This is a genomic window from Streptomyces sp. NPDC008092, from assembly GCF_042957285.1.
Classification (GTDB): domain Bacteria; phylum Actinomycetota; class Actinomycetes; order Streptomycetales; family Streptomycetaceae; genus Streptomyces.
The window spans coordinates 171,837-187,600 of record NZ_JBIBHY010000012.1 but is presented as its reverse complement, the minus strand read 5'-3'; the positions used below and the strand labels follow the sequence as shown (position 1 = coordinate 187,600).

Here is a 15,764-nt window from a genome sequence, read left to right as displayed (position 1 = left end):
CAGGGGAAGGCGGCGAGCAGACCAGCGGAGGAATGCATGACGCAGTCGCTTCCGGGGCAGCGCCCTGCCCAGGAGCAGACGGCCACCGGGCACGGGCGGCCACCCGTCGTCGTGATCGGTGCCGGCCCGTACGGCCTGTCGGTGGCGGCCCACTTGCGGGCAGCGGGGGCGCCGGTGCGCGTCTTCGGTGACGTGATGGGCAGTTGGCGGCACGCCATGGCCACCGGGATGTACCTGAAATCGACGCCCGACGCGACCGACCTGTCGGCGCCGGAGCCCGGCGGCCGGCTGGCGGACTTCCGGCGCGCGCACAGCGAGCCGGAACTGACCGAGCTGACACCGATCCCGTGCGACGTCTTCGTGCGGTACGGGCAGTGGTTCCAGAAGCGGTACGTCGGCGAGGTCGAACCGGCCCGGGTGACGGCGGTCGAACGACCGGCGGAGGGACCCGGATTCGTCGTCGGACTGGACGACGGGAAGGAGATGGCGGCCTCGGCCGTCGTGGTGGCGACAGGGCTGAACGGTCTCGCCCATGTCCCGGACGAACTGCGGCAGCTCGCGCCCGAGGGGCCGGGCCCGCGGGCGCGTGTGTCGCACACCAGCCACCACACGGATCTCTCCGTGTACGCGGGACGGCGGGTGGCCGTCATCGGCGGCGGCCAGTCCGCGCTCGAGAGCGCCGCACTACTGCACGAGGCGGGTGCCGAGGCGCAGGTCCTGGTGCGGGAGCGGACGGTGCTGTGGGGCATGACGCCCGACCTCGCCCGGCCCTGGACACAGCGGGTGGCCAAACCGGCCTCGCCGCTCGGCACCGGCTGGATCCTGGCCGGTGTCTGCGCGTCACCCGGTGGTGTGCGGTGGCTGCCCGCGGCGGCCCGGTTGCTGCTGTTCCGGCGGGCGCTCGGCCCCTCGGGCGGCTGGTGGCTGCGGGACCGGGTGGAAGGTGTCGTACCGGTGCGCACCTCGCGCCGGGTCACGGGCTCCGTGGTCGACGGGGCGGAGGTGCGCCTGGACGTCGCGGGCCCCGGGGGCGAGCGCGAGTCCGTCGCGGTCGACCATGTGCTGGCGGCCACCGGCTACCGGCTGGACCTGGACGCGCTGCCGTTCCTGTCGCCCGGGGTGCGGAACGCCGTGGCATGCGTGCCGGGTTCCAGGGCGCCCGCGCTGCGGGGGACGTTCGAGTCGTCGGTGCCCGGACTGTACTTCACCGGTTCGCTCGCGGCTCCGATGTTCGGCCCGATGATGCGGTTCGTCGCGGGCACGGAGTTCGCCGCGGTTCGGATCGCCCGGCACGTCGCGGCCGCCTGAGGAACCCGTCGGCGGATCCGGGCGGGCCCGTCAGCCGATCCTGGCGGGCCTGCCGGCCGATCCGGGCGGGCGGGTCCGCCGTGCCGGGGGCCGGGGTGCCGTCTGTCGGGGCCGACGGCAGCGCCTGCCGTATTCGGCCCGGTCCGGCCGAAGGTTCCAGGCCCTGCTCGTCCGCCACCGCGGGTGGTGCGGAGCAGATCCCGAGCCTCCGGGTCAAAAACGGCGCGGACGGTTTGTCAGACCGAACTCCGTCCGGTTGGTGCGCTCCTGCCCCGGAGGGCGGGCGTCGGAGAGTGCGGCGCTCGCGAACTCGTTGCCGTGCGCCGCGAGTTGGGGCAGCACCAGGGACCAGAACTGCTCGACGTGCCGGGGTGAGATCCGGTCGCGGTCCTCCGCGCCGAGCACCTCGAAGCCGACCGTCGCGGCGACTATCACCGCGGCCACCCGGTCCGGTGACACCCCGTCGGCCAGTTCCCCCGCGCGCTGCGCCCGCAGCAGCTCTTCGCACACCCAGGCACGCCACCAGCAGCCGAAGCCCATGCCGTTCTTGCGGGAGGGATCGACGCTCAGCTTGAATCCGGCACGGACGACGACGTCGGCGGCGACCGCGGCCAGGACCTCCCGGGTGACCGTGATCAGCAGGTGCAGCGCGGAGGCGGTCGACGGCCGCCGGTCGGCGACCAGTTGCTCGACGGCCCGCCGGGCCGCGCTCTCCACCTCGGTCGCGAGGGCTTCCTTGCTGGGAAAGTGGAAATGCAGCGCTCCGGCACTCACTCCGGCCCGCCGGCTGATCACGGGCAGCGAGGAGAGCGTGTACCCGTCGGCGGCGAAGATCTCGGCGGCGGCAAGAACGAGGGCCTGCCGGGTTCTGACCGCCCGGACCTGCTTGACCATCGCGTCCCCCTGTCGTTCCGGGCGAATCCGGAACTGGACAGTCCGATTCCCCCTGGGCCTGCGGCATTGCGATTCGAGAACATTAACAAACAGCACGTTTGGTAGGTTTGTCGGCGTTCGGGGCCTGGCCGGACGGCTGCGGCCGCGCTCCGCCCGTCGCCGTAGGCGTCGGCTCCGGTGGACAACAAACCAGGCAGATGGTTTGGTTCGAGGCTGGTCAGGCCTCGGTGGGCACGGGTGATTCCTGCCGGCGGCGCTCTACTTCCTCGACCACCCGGGCACCCCGGTCGGGCGCGGTGTCCAGCCGGATCAGGGCTGCGGGAGTGGCTATGGCCGGCAGTACGTGGTTGTAGAGGACCGAGATCCGGTCGTTGAGATCGGTCCAGTCGGAGACCACCTCGGACATGAACTGGGTCCCGATCCAGGCCCCGAGGAAGCATTCGGCGGTCTCGCGCGGGTCGACGTGCGGCAGCACCTCGCCGCGCTCCTTGGCCTCCACGAGCTTGTCCGTCACCAGCTCGGTCCAGGCGGGCCAGGCGCTGCCGAACAGGGAGCGCCCCTGGAGGTCGGCGGAGAGCCGTATGCCGGCGAGGAGGATGACCTCCTTGGGGATCCGGTGGGCCAGCGTCATGCCGATGTCCACCCACTCCTGGAGCTTCAGCTCGCGCGGCACCCAGTAGTCGTCGCTGATCTGGGCGCCGATCACGCCCCGTGCGAGGGCTTCCTTGGAGTCGAAGTGGAAGTACAGGGCGCCCTTGGTGACTCCGGCCCGCTCAAGGATCTCGGAGATCGTGGCTGCCGTGTACCCGCGCTCCGCGAAGACCGCGGCGGCGGCCTCGACAACAGCGCGCCGGGTCCGGATCGCACGCTCCTGACGCACCATGGGGACCCCTCCTCGGTCAAAACAAAACCGGACGTGACGTACCTTACCCCAATCGGGGGTCGGTATTTCGGCCGCACAGCGCCGATTCCCGGTCGGTCCCGCCCCGCTTGCGCCCCGGCTCCGCGCCGGTCGCGCGCCGGAGCCCGGGCGTCGGCGCGGGACCTGCGGGGCAGTTCACCAGGCGGTGCGCCCGCCGTCCACGGTAAGTGTGGCACCCGTGACGAAGCTCGCCTTGTCACCGCACAGCCAGGCGGCGGCCTCCGCGACCTCCTCCGGGTCGGCGGCGCGGGCCTGCGGGGCGGAGCGGTAGGCGCGCGCCTCGTTCTCGGGCGACCTGGCGAACCAGTCGTCGATCATCTCCGAGCGGGTCAGCCCGGGGGCGATGGCGTTCACGCGGATGTGGTGCGGGGCGTACTCGACGGCGGCGGCCTTGGTCAGGCCGATCACCGCGTGCTTGGAGGCGATGTAGGGGGCGGCCGTCGAGGAGGCGACCAGCCCGCCCACGCTGCTGGTGTTGACGATCGAACCGCCCCCGCTCTCCAGCATGGCGGTGATCTCGTGCCGCAGGCAGTTCCACACGCCCCGCACGTTGGTCTCGGTGACCCGCTCGTAGTCGGCGTCGCCGATGAGGTGCATCGGGGTCTTCGGCAGGGCGACGCCGGCGTTGTTGAAGGCGGCGTCGAGGCGGCCGTAGCGCTCGACGGTGAACTCGACGGCCCGCCGCACCTCTTCGCCGTCGCGCACGTCCAGGGTGCGGTGGCTCGCCTCGGCGCCCCGGGCACGCAGTTCGCCGGCGAGTTCGCGCAGTCTGTCCTCGCGGCGGGCGGTGAGGACGACGGTGGCCCCCTCCCGGGCGAACACCCGGGCCGCGGCGGCCCCGATGCCGCTGCTCGCGCCGGTGATGAGAACGACCCGGCCCGCCAGTGCGGCCCCCTCCCCCGCGGTCATCCGGTCACCGCGGCTGCGCCGGAGCGGGAGTCGGCGTCCTGCCAGACGGTGCCGAGCCCCGCCTCCCGGTCGAGGGTGCGCAGGCGTTCCTCGTCGATCTCGGCGAGGCCGCCGACCAGGTGCCGGACGCCGAGTTCGCGCATCAGCTCGGGCTGGAAGCCGTGTTCGAAGGTGCTGGGACGGCCGACGAAGGGCACGCGCAGCTGCTTGGCGTGACCGGCGAAGCGGGCGACGTCGTCGATGAAGAGGGCCTGGTGGTAGTCAAGGCCGAAGCGGTCCCGGACGATCTCCCGGATGCCGGGGCGGAATTCGTCGGTGCAGATGTAGTGCGGGGCGGTGAACAGGTGCTCCCAGGCACCGAGATGACGGCGGAAGTGGGTCTCGTCGAGTCCGCCGTAGCAGATGACGTCCAGGCCCAGGCCGCGCAGCCGGTGCAGGAGTTCCTCGGCGCCGTCGAGGGTGTGGACGGGGTGGTCGCGCAGGTAGTGCTCGCGCTCGGCGAAGTAGTCGGCGATGGCCTCCTGCTCGCTCACCCCGGCGCCGGTCTCCTCCAGCAGCACCTTCGCGGCCGCGATCCTGGACTGCGAGAAGAGCCGCTGTTCCAGCTCCCGGGTGTACGCGCCGCCGTACTTGAGGACGAGCCGGTGCAGGACGGGGCTGAAGCTGTCGTCGAGCAGGACGCCGTCGATGTTGACGGCGGCGAGGCGCAGGGTGCGCAGTGGTTCCATCGGGTCTCCCTCTCCCAGGCCGTTCGACAATCATGCAGGGGCTGTCGAGGCGGAGCGGGGTCCAGGTGCCGCGACGGACGGGTCAACTCCCCGCGGCATGGCGAAAAGAAACCGCCGGCCATGTTTCCGCGAAGGCGGCAGGGGCCCTGGTTCCATCGACAACGAGCCGTCGACATCCACCAGTTAGTCCTTATTTCGCCGTGCCTTCGTCGTGGTTGAGCGCAAAAATACTTGGCCAAACCACCACTGAGCGGAGTCGTGCATGGATCGAGTCGAACCACACTTGGTGAATCCTTTACCTAGTGGCCGACCCGAGAAAACCGGTAGGTTCGTATCTTATAGGCGTCGAACAGAGCTTCAAGCCAACGAAGAGCTTTCCGACGGGGGGTCGTCGATGAGTGTGTCCGCAAGCGAGATCGGGGTCGGTCTGCCCGTACTGCCTCGGCTGACCACCACGGTCCCCAAGGAGTACGTCCACCGCGCGTCCCTCGCCGAGGTGTTCCTCACCGGCTGTACCGCCCAGGACGACGGGCTGCGGTTCTCCCTCACCGGGCAGTGGCCCCGCGCCCACACGTTCTTCAACAGCGCCGACGGTTCGAGCCATGACCCGCTCCAGGCCGCCGAGACCTTTCGGCAGGCCGGCATGTTCGTGACGCACGCGGAACACGGCGTGCCGCTCGGCCACCACTTCGTCCTGTGGTCGCTCAGCTGTCACACCCGTCTGGAGCGGCTGCGGATCGCCTCCCGCCCCACCGACTTCCAACTCGACGTGACCTGCCCGGACTCGGTACCTGGCGGCCGGGCGTCCGCGCGCCGGATGGGCATCGGTTTCACCCTGCGCCGGGACGGCGTGCCCGTGGCCCACGGCGAGGGGCGGTACTCCATCGTCACACCGCCCGTCTACGCCCGGCTGCGCGCCAACCGCCCGGAGAAGCAGGAGGTTTCGGTCGGGCCGGCCGTCGCGGCCGGGCCGATGCGGCCGGCCGCCGTGGGCCGCACCTCCCCGGCCGACGTGGTGCTGACGGCGACGGACGCGCCGGACCGCTGGCTGCTCACCCCGGACCTGGACCACCCGATCCTGTTCGACCACGGCGGCGACCACCTGCCCGGCATGGTCCTGATGGAGGGCGCCCGCCAGGCCGCCTGCGCCGCGCTGGCGCCCCGTGCGCTGATCCCGGCGAGCACGTCCACGTCGTTCAACCGCTATGTCGAACTGGACAGCCCCTGCTGGATCGACGTCACGGGGGTGACGGCGGGCGACGACGGTACGGCGACCGTCGACGTCGTCGGCGTGCAGGACGGCGAGGTCGTCTTCACCTCCACGGTCAGCGGGCCGGTCGTCCAGGCCTGACACGGGGGGGCACCGCTGCGGCACGCATCCGCCGCCGGACCCCTTCGCTGGAGTCCGGCGGCGGATGTCCCACGTGTCAGCGACGGTGGCTGAAGGCGTGCCGGTCGTTCACGGCCGGGCGGACGAAGGCGTGCCGCTCCTCCGCCGGACGGTGCGCGAAGGCGTGCCGCTCGTCCGCCGGACGATGGGCGAAGGCGTGCCGCTCGTCCGCCGGACGGTGCGGGAAGACGTGCCGCTCGTCGGCGTCACGGCGGTGGTGCAGGCCCCAGGAGGCGGAGTCGACGTAGCGCCCGCGGTCGTTGCGCAGGGTGGCGGTGTCGGCGTCGCGGTTCCACACGGAGGAGCGGCGGTCCTGGTACAGGTCCGTGCGGGTGTCCCGGCCCTCCCCGGTGTGGACGCGGACCGTGGCGCCGCCCTCCAGCCGGTAGTGGCGGAAGGTGTAGCTGTGGCCCTCGGCGTCCGACAGCGACCAGCCGCTGAGGTTCACGTCCCGCCGCGAGGTGTTGGTGACGTCCACCCACTCCCGGTTCAGGGCGCGGGCGGAGAAGACCGCACGGCCCTGCAGGTCGTGCTGTACGGCACTGATGACGACCGCGTCGCGGTGCGGCAGCGCGGGGCGGGCGGCGGTCGCCGCGGCCGGCAGGGCCGTGACGCCCACCAGGGCGGCCGCCACGGCGGCGGCGGAGCCGAGACGGCGGACGGTCGCGGAAACGGAAACGGACACGTGGTCCCCCTTCGCGGGGTTCGAGCACACCCCGGCCGCGTACGGCACGAAGCCGCAGGCCGCACGGGGTGCGTGGGGCGAGATGGCGACCGGACGGCCGCGCAGCCACACCCTGCGCCCCGGCCGGGCGCGGACCGGGCGCCACACGGCGCCTATTACGGATCCTTCGCTTTCCTATGACTCTCGGATGTAACGTCCATTTATTAGTTGAATGCGGCGATTTGACACCCCATCAACCCCTTTCGCCCCGCAGGCAACGGCCTCGCGCACCATCCGCCCGACGGGCGAACAACGCCCGGCTCACCCGAAAGTGAGTAACAGTCGGCGGCCGATCGGCCCCACAGGGAGAAGCCGATCTTCCGGGCGTCACGAGGAATTTCCAAACTGGTTAGTAACAAGGGGGGTTCGGAAGAAAGCGTTTGCCGCTACGTTTTGGCGTGCCTCATTGGCATGCCCACAACCCTCAGCGCACACCCTCCCCGTAGGAGACACCCCCATGCGCAGACTCGTTGCCTGTCTGGCGGCCGCGGTCGCCGCTCTCGGCGGGCTCACGGCGACGGCCACCCCGGCCGCGGCGGCCGGCTCGGGCACGTTCAGCGTGCTCACGTACAACGTCGCCGGGCTTCCGGAAGGCCTGTCGAGCGCCCCCACCCCGCGCGACACCAGCACCACGGCGATCGGCACGCGCATCGCGCCGTACGACATCGTCAACGTCCAGGAGGACTTCAACTACCACGCGTACCTGTACTCCACCGACACCCACCCCTACCGCACCGCGACCAGCGGCGGCGCGGGCATCGGCAGCGGGCTCAACACCGTCTCCAACTACGCCTGGGACGGGGACGACTTCGAGCGCGTCGGCTGGAACTCCTGCCAGATCGACTCCGGCGACTGCCTCACGCCGAAGGGCTTCACCTTCATGCGCGAGCGGCTCGCCGAGGGCGTCTACGTCGACTTCTACAACCTGCACACCAACGCGGGCACGAACGACGGCGACGAGGCCTCCCGGGCCGACAACCTCAGCCAGCTGACCTCGTTCATCAGCACCCACTCGGCCGGCAACGCGGTGGTGGTGATGGGCGACACCAACACCCGCTACACCCGCACCGCCGACACCATCGCCGAGTTCGCGTCGAACAACGGGCTCACCGACGCCTGGGTGCAGCTGATCCGCGGCGGCAGCGCGCCGGCCAAGGGCAGCGACGCGCTGGTCTGCGACCAGTCCGGGGCGACCGTGCCCAACACCTGCGAGGTCGTCGACAAGGTCCTGTACCGCAGCAGCAAGCTGGTGAACCTGAGCGCGACCTCGTACAACAACGAGCACGCCAAGTTCCTGACGTCCGACGGGCTGATGCTCTCCGACCACGACCCGATCACGGTCGGCTTCTCCTGGTCCCAGAACGCCGACTTCCAGCTGAGCGACCAGTTCGGCGGTCCGCACGGCGACTACTACCAGGACATCGACAAGGTGGCCGCGGGCGCCCGCGCCACCACCATCGCGCTGCGCTCCGGCTCCCGCGTCGACCAGGTCGGCATCACCCTCGCCGACGGCACGACGCTCACCCACGGCGGCACCGGCGGCACGGCGTCCTCACTGACGCTGGGCAGCAGCGAGTACGTGACGACGGCGTACCTGTGCGAGGGCAAGTACAACAACACCACCCGCATCTTCTACGCGAAGTTCACCACCAACCTGGGCCGCACCCTCGCCGGAGGTGCGACGACCTCGGACTGCGTGACCCGCACCGCGCCGTCGGGCTGGCAGATCGCCGGCTTCCACGGCCGCTCCGGCGACGAGCTGGACAAGGTCGGCTTCATCTACACGAAGCGCTGACCACGCCCGGCCGGACGGCGGACCGATCATGACGTCCGCCGCCCGGCCGGAGCCGGCGGCCCATCGGCTCGGAGGGAGCGGCACGCCGGCCCGGAGCGAGCGGCGCGTCGGCGATGATGGCCCCATGGCCGCCATGGACCTCCGCATCGACGCCACCGACCTGCCCGGCGCCCGGAGACAGCGATCTCCGCGCGTACCGCGACATCCATGTCGCCGTGCAGCGCCGCAACCGCCCCGCCGAACTGCTCGACCCGCAGCCCGGCGACGCCGTCTCCGCGTCCTGGACCCTGCCGTGCACCACGGCGGTCTCCGCCGCCGGCGTCGACATCAAGGGGCCCTACGTCCAGGGCGGTCCCGGCGGCCGGTTCGTCTACCTCTCCTGGGGGTCCGTGGGCGCCGGGGGCGCCTTCACGATGTTCCGCCGGGCCAAGCTGATGCTCGACGCCGTGCCCGGCGCGGTCGCCGGGGCGGCGGCGCGCGAGGGGCTGCTCGTCGGCCGGCTCGGGCTGACCGACGCGCGGGGCATGCCGCTGTGCGCACGGGTCGTACCGCCTGCCGTCGTCTGGAGTGCCGGGAGCGGTCCTCAGCCGAGTGCCTCGCGGTAGTCGGCGAGCGCGGTCTCGGTGTCCGCCAGCGGGAAGCGGGCGCCGAGGTGGCCGTCGGGACGGACGACGAAGCCGGTGGGACCGTCGGGGCGGTAGAGGCGGGCGAACTCACCTGCCGTGTCGCGGTATTCGGGGACGAGGGGCACGTGGGTGCCGTCCTCCGCGCGGATGGCCAGGACGTCCCAGCCGGGGGCGAGGACGGCTTTGATCACGTCGGTGGGGTCCGCCGCGTAGAGCAGCACGACGTGGTCCGGGCGGTCCCGGAGGATGTCGAGCAGGCGCAGCGGGTACGCGGCGACCGGTGTGGTGAGACCGGCGCAGTCCGGGGCCCGGTCGCCGGGTTGCGGGACGTCCGCGGGGCCGTAGGGGGCGGTGGCGAGGGGGCCGCCCCGGTAGCCGACGAGGAGCTGGGCCTCGCGGAGCAGGACGGTCCGCGGGTCGTCGGGGTCGGCCGCCGTTCCGTGCACGGTGCGGCGCACGGTACGGCCGACGACCTCCTCGCCGACCGGGCGGCGCTCGGCGTCGTAGCTGGCGAGCAGGGCGGGACCGGCCTCGCCGCGCAGGACGAGGGCGAGTTTCCAGGCCAGGTTGCAGGCGTCCTGGATGCCGGTGTTCATGCCCTGGGCGCCGATCGGCGGATGGATGTGGGCGGCGTCGCCCGCGACGAAGACGCGGCCCTCGCCGTAGCGGTCGACGATGCGGTGGCTGATCCGGAAGACGGAGGACCAGCGCAGCTGGGAGAGGGTCGCGGGCCGGGGCGCGAGGCGGTCCACGACCTCCTGGAGGTCGGGCAGCTCGGGCAGCCTCCGACCGCTCAGCGGACCGTGCGCCACCGCGTCGGCGCCGTCGGTGTCGTCGGCGGAGAGTCCGGGGAGCTCCGAGAGTTCCGGCGGGACCCGCATCGACATGCGGTAGCGGCCCGGTCCGGGCAGCGGGATGCAGACCAGCAGGTCGTCCGTGGCGCCGTCGGCGCCACGGTGCTCGGACCGGACGGCGTAGCCGGCCGGCAGGTCCCAGTCGGCCACCACGTCGCCGAGCATGTACTCCTCGGTGAAGGCCCCGCCGGGGAAGTCGAGGCCGAGGCCCTTGCGGACCGTGCTGTGCGCCCCGTCGCAGCCGACGAGGTAGCGGACCCGCACGTCCTCCTCCGCCCCGGCGGCGCTGCGCAGCCGGACGGTGACGCCGTCCGCGTCCTGGGCGAAGGAGAGCAGCTCGGTGCCGCGTTCGACGGCCGTCCCGAGCCCGTTCAGGTACTCCTCGATGATCCGCTCGACCTCGTACTGCGGCAGCGCGGCGAAGCCGTACGGCACCTCGGGCGGCAGTGTCAGCTCGACCCGGGCGGTCTCCTCGCCGTCGACGTAGTTCAGCTGCCCGCGCAGCGGCACGGCCTGCTCGACGACGGTGCGGGCCAGGCCCATCCGGTCCCAGAGCTCGATGGTGCGCGGCTGGATACCGACGGCCCTGGCGTACGGCAGCCGGGCCGGGAGCCGCTCCACGAGGCGGCAGCCCGCGCCGTGCCGGCGGAGTTCGGCGGCGGCGCTCAGCCCGACCGGGCCGGCGCCCACGATCAGGACGTCGGTTGTGTGCGTCACGGGTGTCTCCCAGCAGGTGGCCCCGGACCTGTTCCGTCCCTCCATGGTCGCCCCGGCGCGGACGGGCGGCGAGCCGAGGCGCCGTCGCGGGCGCCGAGTGCCGGCGCCGGCGCTCGGCGCGACCTGGCGGCCGGGGCCCGTGGCATCGCGGTGGTGGGACCGGCGGTGCAGCTGGAACCGGACGCACAGGCGGTCAGAGGCCGGTGCCCTGGATGCCGTCCAACGCCTCCGCGTTCTCCTTGAACCACTCGGCCTCGCCGCCGGGGTGCGGGAGGATGAGGCCGTACTCCATGGTGATGTCCGAGTCGATCTCGTTGAGGCCGGACAGGACCTGCTTCGGGGACACCCCGGCGATCTCCGAGTACGCCGCGGTGATGCTCCTGATCAGGTTCTGCTTGGCCGCCAGTGTCCGGCCGGCCCGGATCGACCCCTGGATCCCGGAGATCCCGTGGTCGGGTTCACCGGCGCTGTAGGCGACGCCCTCCGGCAGCTCGTTGAAGAAGACGTGCACGAACACCGCGGGCGCGCCGGTGAACTCGACGTGCGCGTCGGTGAACGCCTTCGCGATCCGCTGCCGCTGCTCGGTGCCGAGCAGCCCCCTGGGCGACGAGACGTGGTAGATGGGCACGGGTGTGACTCCTGACGGTAGGCCGGACCGCGGTGCTCGCGCCGGATCAGTCGGCAGTGGCGAGGAACGCCTCCACGTCGGCGGCGAACTCGGTGTGGTGCTGGAAGAGGAACCCGTGCGCGGAGTCGGGATAGATCTTCACGCGCGCGTGCGGGACCAGGCCGGCTATGAGGTACGAGTAGTGCGGCAGGATCATCGGGTCGCTGTCGCCGTTGGCCACGAACACCGGCATGCGCAGCGCGCCGAGGCGCTCCAGCGAGCCGTGGTCGGGGACGCCCCAGCCGCACACCGCGTCGTACTGCGCCTGGCGGGTGGCCCATGAGGTGGCCTCGTCGCGGTCCTGCTGCCTGCCGAAGATGCGCTGCAGGAACTCCTTGGCGGCCTGCTGGCTGGTCCCGGACGGGGCGAAGAACACCTTGAGGTAGGCGTCCGCCGTCGGCTCGGGGGCGCCGGTCGCCTCGATGACCTCCGGCGCCCAGCCGTGCATGCCCGCGGCACCGCGCGGTGCGGAGGACGCGAGGACGAGCGAGCGGATGGCGTCCGGGCGGGTCAGCGCGATCTGCTGGGCGACGAAGCTCCCGATGGAGAAGCCGAGCAGGTCGGCCCGGCCCAGGTCGAGCGCGTCCAGGAACGCGAGGGCGTCGCGGGCCATCTGCTCGATGGTGTCGGGCGTACGGCCGGTGGTGCCGCCCACACCGGCGTTGTCGAACGTCACCACCCGCCGGGCGCCGGACAGCGCGTCGACGAGCGCGGGGTCCCAGTTGTCGAGATTGCCGCGGAAGTGCTGCAGCAGGACCAGCGGCACCCCGTCGCCGCCGGTGTCCCGGTAGGCGTAGTCGATGCCGTTGCCCGCGCTGACCACTCGGTTCGGCAGCGCCGCGTAGGAACCGGTCATTGATGTGCTCCTGTCCTGCTTCCGTACATGTGTCGAGGCCTGGCTCGCCGCAACAGGGGGCCTCGCGCAGTGTCGGTCTGCCGACGGCCGCCGGTCTCTCACGCGAATGGGTGAGGGGTTCCGGTGCCTTACGCTCCCTCACCCGCGCGCTGGACCGGCAGGGTCAGGACGATGCGGGCGCCCCCGGGGGCGGTCCGGGGGGCCTGCGCGGTGAGTGTTCCCCCGTGCGCCGTCGCGATGTCACGGGCGATGGCGAGGCCGAGGCCGGTGCCGCCCTCGTCGCGGGTGCGGGCGTCGTCGAGACGAGTGAACCGGTCGAAGACCCGCTCACGGTCCGGTCCGGGGATGCCGGGACCGTCGTCGCGGACCTCCACGAGCAACGCCTGCCGGGTGTGGCGCACCTCGACGGTCACCGTGCTGTGCGCGTACCGCAGGGCGTTGTCCAGGAGGTTCGTGAAGAGCCGGGCGAGCGCCGTACGACTGCCCAGCACCGTCTCCGCCGCCTCGGCGTCCGCGGCGGTGTCGGCGTCCGCGTTCGCGTCGGTGTCGGCGTTCGCGTCGGTGTCGGCGTTCGCGTCGGTGTCGGCGTTCGCGGCGGCGGCCGGATCGGTGACGAGGACGACGACGGGCCGGTGCGGGTACCGCTCCGCGACGGTCCGCCGCAGCAGGTCGGTCACGGACAGCGGCTGCAGCCGCAGCGGCTGACGCGCGTCCAGACGGGCCAGGAGCAGCAGGTCGGCGACGATCTCCTCCAGCCGCGTGGTGTCGCGCAGGGCTTCGCTGCCGACGGTGCGCCATTCGGCGTGGTCGGGGCGGGCCATGGCCAGCTCCAGACGGACCTTCAGGGTGGTGAGGGGGCCGCGCAGTTCGTGCGAGGCGTCCGAGGTGAACGTCCGCAGCCGGCCGACGGCACGCTGGAGCTGGTCAAGCGTGGTGTTCATCGTCTCCGCCAGCAGGGCGACTTCGTCGCCGGAGCCGGGAACGGGGACGCGGTTGTGGAGACTGTGCGCGGAGATGTCGGCGAACTCGGCCCGGATGGTCTCCACCGGTCGCAGCGCCCGGCCCATGGCGTACCAGGTCAGGCCCGCGACCAGCACCACCAGCAGGGCGGTGCAGGGGACGAGGGCCCAGGTCAGCGTGGTGACGGCGGTGCTCGCCGGAGCGAGATCGGGGAACGCCTGCACCAGGACGGTCCCGCTGTCCGTGCCGACACTGGCACTGGCACCGCCCGGTCCCGTCGGGGTGGTCGCCGACGGCTCGGAGGGCGACGCGGTCTCCAGGAGGACGTCCGGCAGGGCCGCCTTCACGTCGGCCGGCGGCGTGCCGGAGCCGAGCCGGCGGGCGGCCTCCTCGACGTGGTTGCGGGCCGCGGTGCCGGCGGAGTCGACGAGGTTGGTGCGCACGGCGTAGAGCAGGACCACCGAGCAGGCGGCGAGGGCGAGGCCGGCGACCAGTGCGACGGCCGCCGTGGCACGGCCCCCCACCGTCCTCGGCCACAGTCTCGGCCGCCGCCCGCCTTCGCGGTCAGGCTCCGTCGGAGCGGAGCCGGTAGGCCCCGCCGGGCACGGTTTCGATGCTCGCCCGGCCGAACGGCCTGTCGATTTTCCGGCGCAGCGCACTGACGTAGACCTCCACGATGTTCGGGCCGCCCTCGTAGGCGCTGTCCCAGACCTGTTCGAGGACGTCGGCCTTGCTGACGGCGACGTCCGGGGTGGCCGCGAGCAGGGCCAGGACGCCGAACTCGCGGGGGGTGAGGGCGATGTCGGTGTCCGCGCGGCGGCAGCGGCGGGCGCCGGTGTCGATCTCCAAGTCGCCGAAGTGCCGGACGATCTGCCGCTCCGGCCGTGCCCGGCGTATCAGGGCGTGCAGCCGGGCGGTGAGGACGACGAAGGAGAAGGGTTTCGTCAGGTAGTCGTCGGCCCCGGTGTCCAGCCCTTCCGCCTCGTCGTACTCGCCGTCCTTCGCGGTCAGCATCAGGATCGGGGTGTTGTCGCCGGACGCACGCAGGTGGGCGCAGACCTTGTAGCCGTTCAGGCCGGGCATCATCACATCGAGAATGATCACGTCGTAGGTGTCGGCTGCCGCCTTGGCGATACCGGCCAGGCCGTCGTTCGCGGTGTCCACCGCGAAGCCCTGTGAGCGAAGGCCCTGTCTGAGCAGTTCGACGAGTCGGATGTCGTCGTCCATGAGCAGCACGCGCATGCCCCTACCTTGCCCGACCGGAGGCGCGGGGCGCTGAAGAGGATCTTCAGCACGCTCAGCGGTCCTTCAGCCGCCACCGGTGAGAGTCGGTCCGTACCCACCCGGCGGGACCGGGGCCGGGCCGGACCCGGCGTGCCGCGTCCCCGACTCTTCTCAGGGAGCTGACTTCATGAACATGCAATGGCGCAGGATGGCACGCCGGCGGAGCGTGGTGGCGGCAGGCGCGGTGGCCGTGGTCCTCGCTTCCGGCGGTGTCGCCGCCGCGGCGGCCTCCGGCGGGGGCGGCACGGACGGGGGGTCCACCCTCACCCGGGTGTCCGGTGGGCCGGCCCACGTGGAGCCGGCCGGTCCCGCACCGGTCACCGACGGCATCCGGCTCACCGAGGTGCCCGGCGCGCAGCCGCAGGACGTGCAGCCCGCGGATCCGCCGACTCCGGTGGACGGCGTCCCCGTCGTTGTCGGCGACGAGGGGGACACGGTTCTGCAGCCGTAGGCGGGGCCTCCCGGCCGGCCCTGCGGGGCCGGCCGGGAGCAGCCCGGAAACTCGCCGTCGCGTCCTGGGAGAGCCTCACGATCGCCGACCCGCCGGTCCCGTCATAGCGTGGAAGTGCACCGATCGGCCACCAGCCCAACGGAGTGATTCCCATGGACGAGAGCCGGACCGAGCGGAACAAGGCCGTCGTTCTCGAGTTCCTGACGACTGCGTTCAGTTCCAAGGACTTCGCTTCGCTGGACCGGTACGTGCACCCGGACTACGTCCAGCACAACCCCTTCATCCCGCCGGCCAAGGCCGGACTGCGCGGGTTCATCGCCGGGCTGCCCGACGACACCCGCTACGAGCCGGGCGCGATCATCGCCGAGGGCGACCTGGTGATGGTGCACGGCCGCTACTCCGGCGGTCCCGACAAGCCCCTCCTCGGAGTCGACATCTTCCGCTTCGAGGACGGCCTGGTGGTGGAGCACTGGGACGTCCTGCAGAACGAGGTCGACGCGCAGGAGACCGTCGCGGGAAACCCCATGTTCACCAACCCGCAGACGAGCCCGACCTGACCGGTCGGCACGCACGGGCCGACACGGGCCGACACGGGCCGGGTGTCCTGGGCGGGGGTCATCCGCGGTGGTCCTCCAGGGACGGGACCGGCGACCCGTTCCGAGGGGCCGAGGGACTCAAA

General features: G+C 72.2%; 16 protein-coding genes. 6 read left to right on the top strand and 10 right to left on the bottom strand.

From position 1 onward, the window contains the following. Positions 1-36: 36 nt before the first annotated feature. Entirely contained in the window at positions 37-1,308 is a 1,272-nt protein-coding gene (locus ACFZB3_RS34615; RefSeq protein WP_391382543.1) for an FAD-dependent oxidoreductase, read from the top strand. A 213-nt stretch (positions 1,309-1,521) separates the two neighbouring features. Here ACFZB3_RS34615 and ACFZB3_RS34610 read toward each other — a convergent pair whose 3' ends face one another. From ACFZB3_RS34610 to ACFZB3_RS34595, 4 genes are all read right to left on the bottom strand, one after another. Continuing rightward, positions 1,522-2,202 (bottom strand): ScbR family autoregulator-binding transcription factor, encoded by a 681-nt coding sequence (locus tag ACFZB3_RS34610; RefSeq protein WP_391382541.1) that lies wholly within the window; start codon positions 2,200-2,202, stop codon positions 1,522-1,524. A 217-nt stretch (positions 2,203-2,419) separates the two neighbouring features. Continuing rightward, positions 2,420-3,085 carry a ScbR family autoregulator-binding transcription factor gene (locus ACFZB3_RS34605; RefSeq protein WP_391382539.1) on the bottom strand — a complete coding sequence of 222 codons (666 nt, stop codon included), beginning with the start codon at positions 3,083-3,085 and terminating at the stop codon, positions 2,420-2,422. 174 nt (positions 3,086-3,259) lie between these two features. Continuing rightward, positions 3,260-4,033: a glucose 1-dehydrogenase gene (locus ACFZB3_RS34600; RefSeq protein ID WP_391382536.1), complete on the bottom strand. Its 774-nt coding sequence runs from the start codon at positions 4,031-4,033 to the stop codon at positions 3,260-3,262. Continuing rightward, positions 4,030-4,761, bottom strand: coding sequence for an HAD family phosphatase (locus tag ACFZB3_RS34595; protein WP_391382534.1), 732 nt, complete (start codon positions 4,759-4,761; stop codon positions 4,030-4,032). The genes ACFZB3_RS34600 and ACFZB3_RS34595 overlap by 4 nt, the downstream gene beginning before the upstream one ends. A 394-nt stretch (positions 4,762-5,155) precedes the next feature. Between ACFZB3_RS34595 and ACFZB3_RS34590 the strand changes: the two genes are divergently transcribed. Further along, positions 5,156-6,112, top strand: coding sequence for a ScbA/BarX family gamma-butyrolactone biosynthesis protein (locus ACFZB3_RS34590; protein ID WP_391382532.1), 957 nt, complete (start codon positions 5,156-5,158; stop codon positions 6,110-6,112). A 76-nt stretch (positions 6,113-6,188) separates the two neighbouring features. On the opposite strand, the gene ACFZB3_RS34585 is transcribed toward ACFZB3_RS34590, so the two are convergent. After that, positions 6,189-6,836, bottom strand: a complete 648-nt coding sequence (locus tag ACFZB3_RS34585; RefSeq protein WP_391382530.1) for a lamin tail domain-containing protein — start codon at positions 6,834-6,836, stop codon at positions 6,189-6,191. A 496-nt stretch (positions 6,837-7,332) separates the two neighbouring features. Here ACFZB3_RS34585 and ACFZB3_RS34580 point away from each other — a divergent pair, with 496 nt between their 5' ends. Both ACFZB3_RS34580 and ACFZB3_RS34575 read left to right on the top strand, forming a co-directional pair. Then, positions 7,333-8,670 carry a jacalin-like lectin gene (locus tag ACFZB3_RS34580; RefSeq protein ID WP_391382528.1) on the top strand — a complete coding sequence of 446 codons (1,338 nt, stop codon included), beginning with the start codon at positions 7,333-7,335 and terminating at the stop codon, positions 8,668-8,670. 215 nt (positions 8,671-8,885) lie between these two features. Further along, a complete protein-coding gene (locus tag ACFZB3_RS34575; RefSeq protein WP_391382526.1) occupies positions 8,886-9,275 on the top strand; it encodes a DUF5990 family protein in 390 nt (129 codons plus the stop codon). Here ACFZB3_RS34575 and ACFZB3_RS34570 read toward each other — a convergent pair. The 5 genes from ACFZB3_RS34570 to ACFZB3_RS34550 form a co-directional block, all read right to left on the bottom strand. Beyond that, positions 9,254-10,912 carry an FAD-dependent monooxygenase gene (locus tag ACFZB3_RS34570; RefSeq protein ID WP_391382523.1) on the bottom strand — a complete coding sequence of 553 codons (1,659 nt, stop codon included), beginning with the start codon at positions 10,910-10,912 and terminating at the stop codon, positions 9,254-9,256. The genes ACFZB3_RS34575 and ACFZB3_RS34570 overlap by 22 nt on opposite strands. A gap of 148 nt (positions 10,913-11,060) precedes the next feature. After that, a complete protein-coding gene (locus tag ACFZB3_RS34565; protein WP_391382521.1) occupies positions 11,061-11,495 on the bottom strand; it encodes a tautomerase family protein in 435 nt (144 codons plus the stop codon). A 46-nt stretch (positions 11,496-11,541) separates the two neighbouring features. Beyond that, positions 11,542-12,390, bottom strand: coding sequence for an alpha/beta fold hydrolase (locus ACFZB3_RS34560; RefSeq protein ID WP_391382519.1), 849 nt, complete (start codon positions 12,388-12,390; stop codon positions 11,542-11,544). A 128-nt stretch (positions 12,391-12,518) separates the two neighbouring features. Continuing rightward, a complete protein-coding gene (locus tag ACFZB3_RS34555; protein WP_391382517.1) occupies positions 12,519-13,874 on the bottom strand; it encodes an ATP-binding protein in 1,356 nt (451 codons plus the stop codon). Positions 13,875-13,914: 40 nt separating this feature from the next. After that, entirely contained in the window at positions 13,915-14,592 is a 678-nt protein-coding gene (locus ACFZB3_RS34550; protein ID WP_391382515.1) for a response regulator, read from the bottom strand. 169 nt (positions 14,593-14,761) lie between these two features. Here ACFZB3_RS34550 and ACFZB3_RS34545 point away from each other — a divergent pair, with 169 nt between their 5' ends. Together ACFZB3_RS34545 and ACFZB3_RS34540 are read left to right on the top strand one after the other, a co-directional pair. Continuing rightward, complete coding sequence (locus tag ACFZB3_RS34545) at positions 14,762-15,085, top strand: hypothetical protein (protein ID WP_391382513.1); 324 nt, start codon at positions 14,762-14,764, stop codon at positions 15,083-15,085. Between the two features lie 152 nt (positions 15,086-15,237). After that, entirely contained in the window at positions 15,238-15,642 is a 405-nt protein-coding gene (locus ACFZB3_RS34540; RefSeq protein WP_391382511.1) for a nuclear transport factor 2 family protein, read from the top strand. Positions 15,643-15,764: the final 122 nt, after the last annotated feature.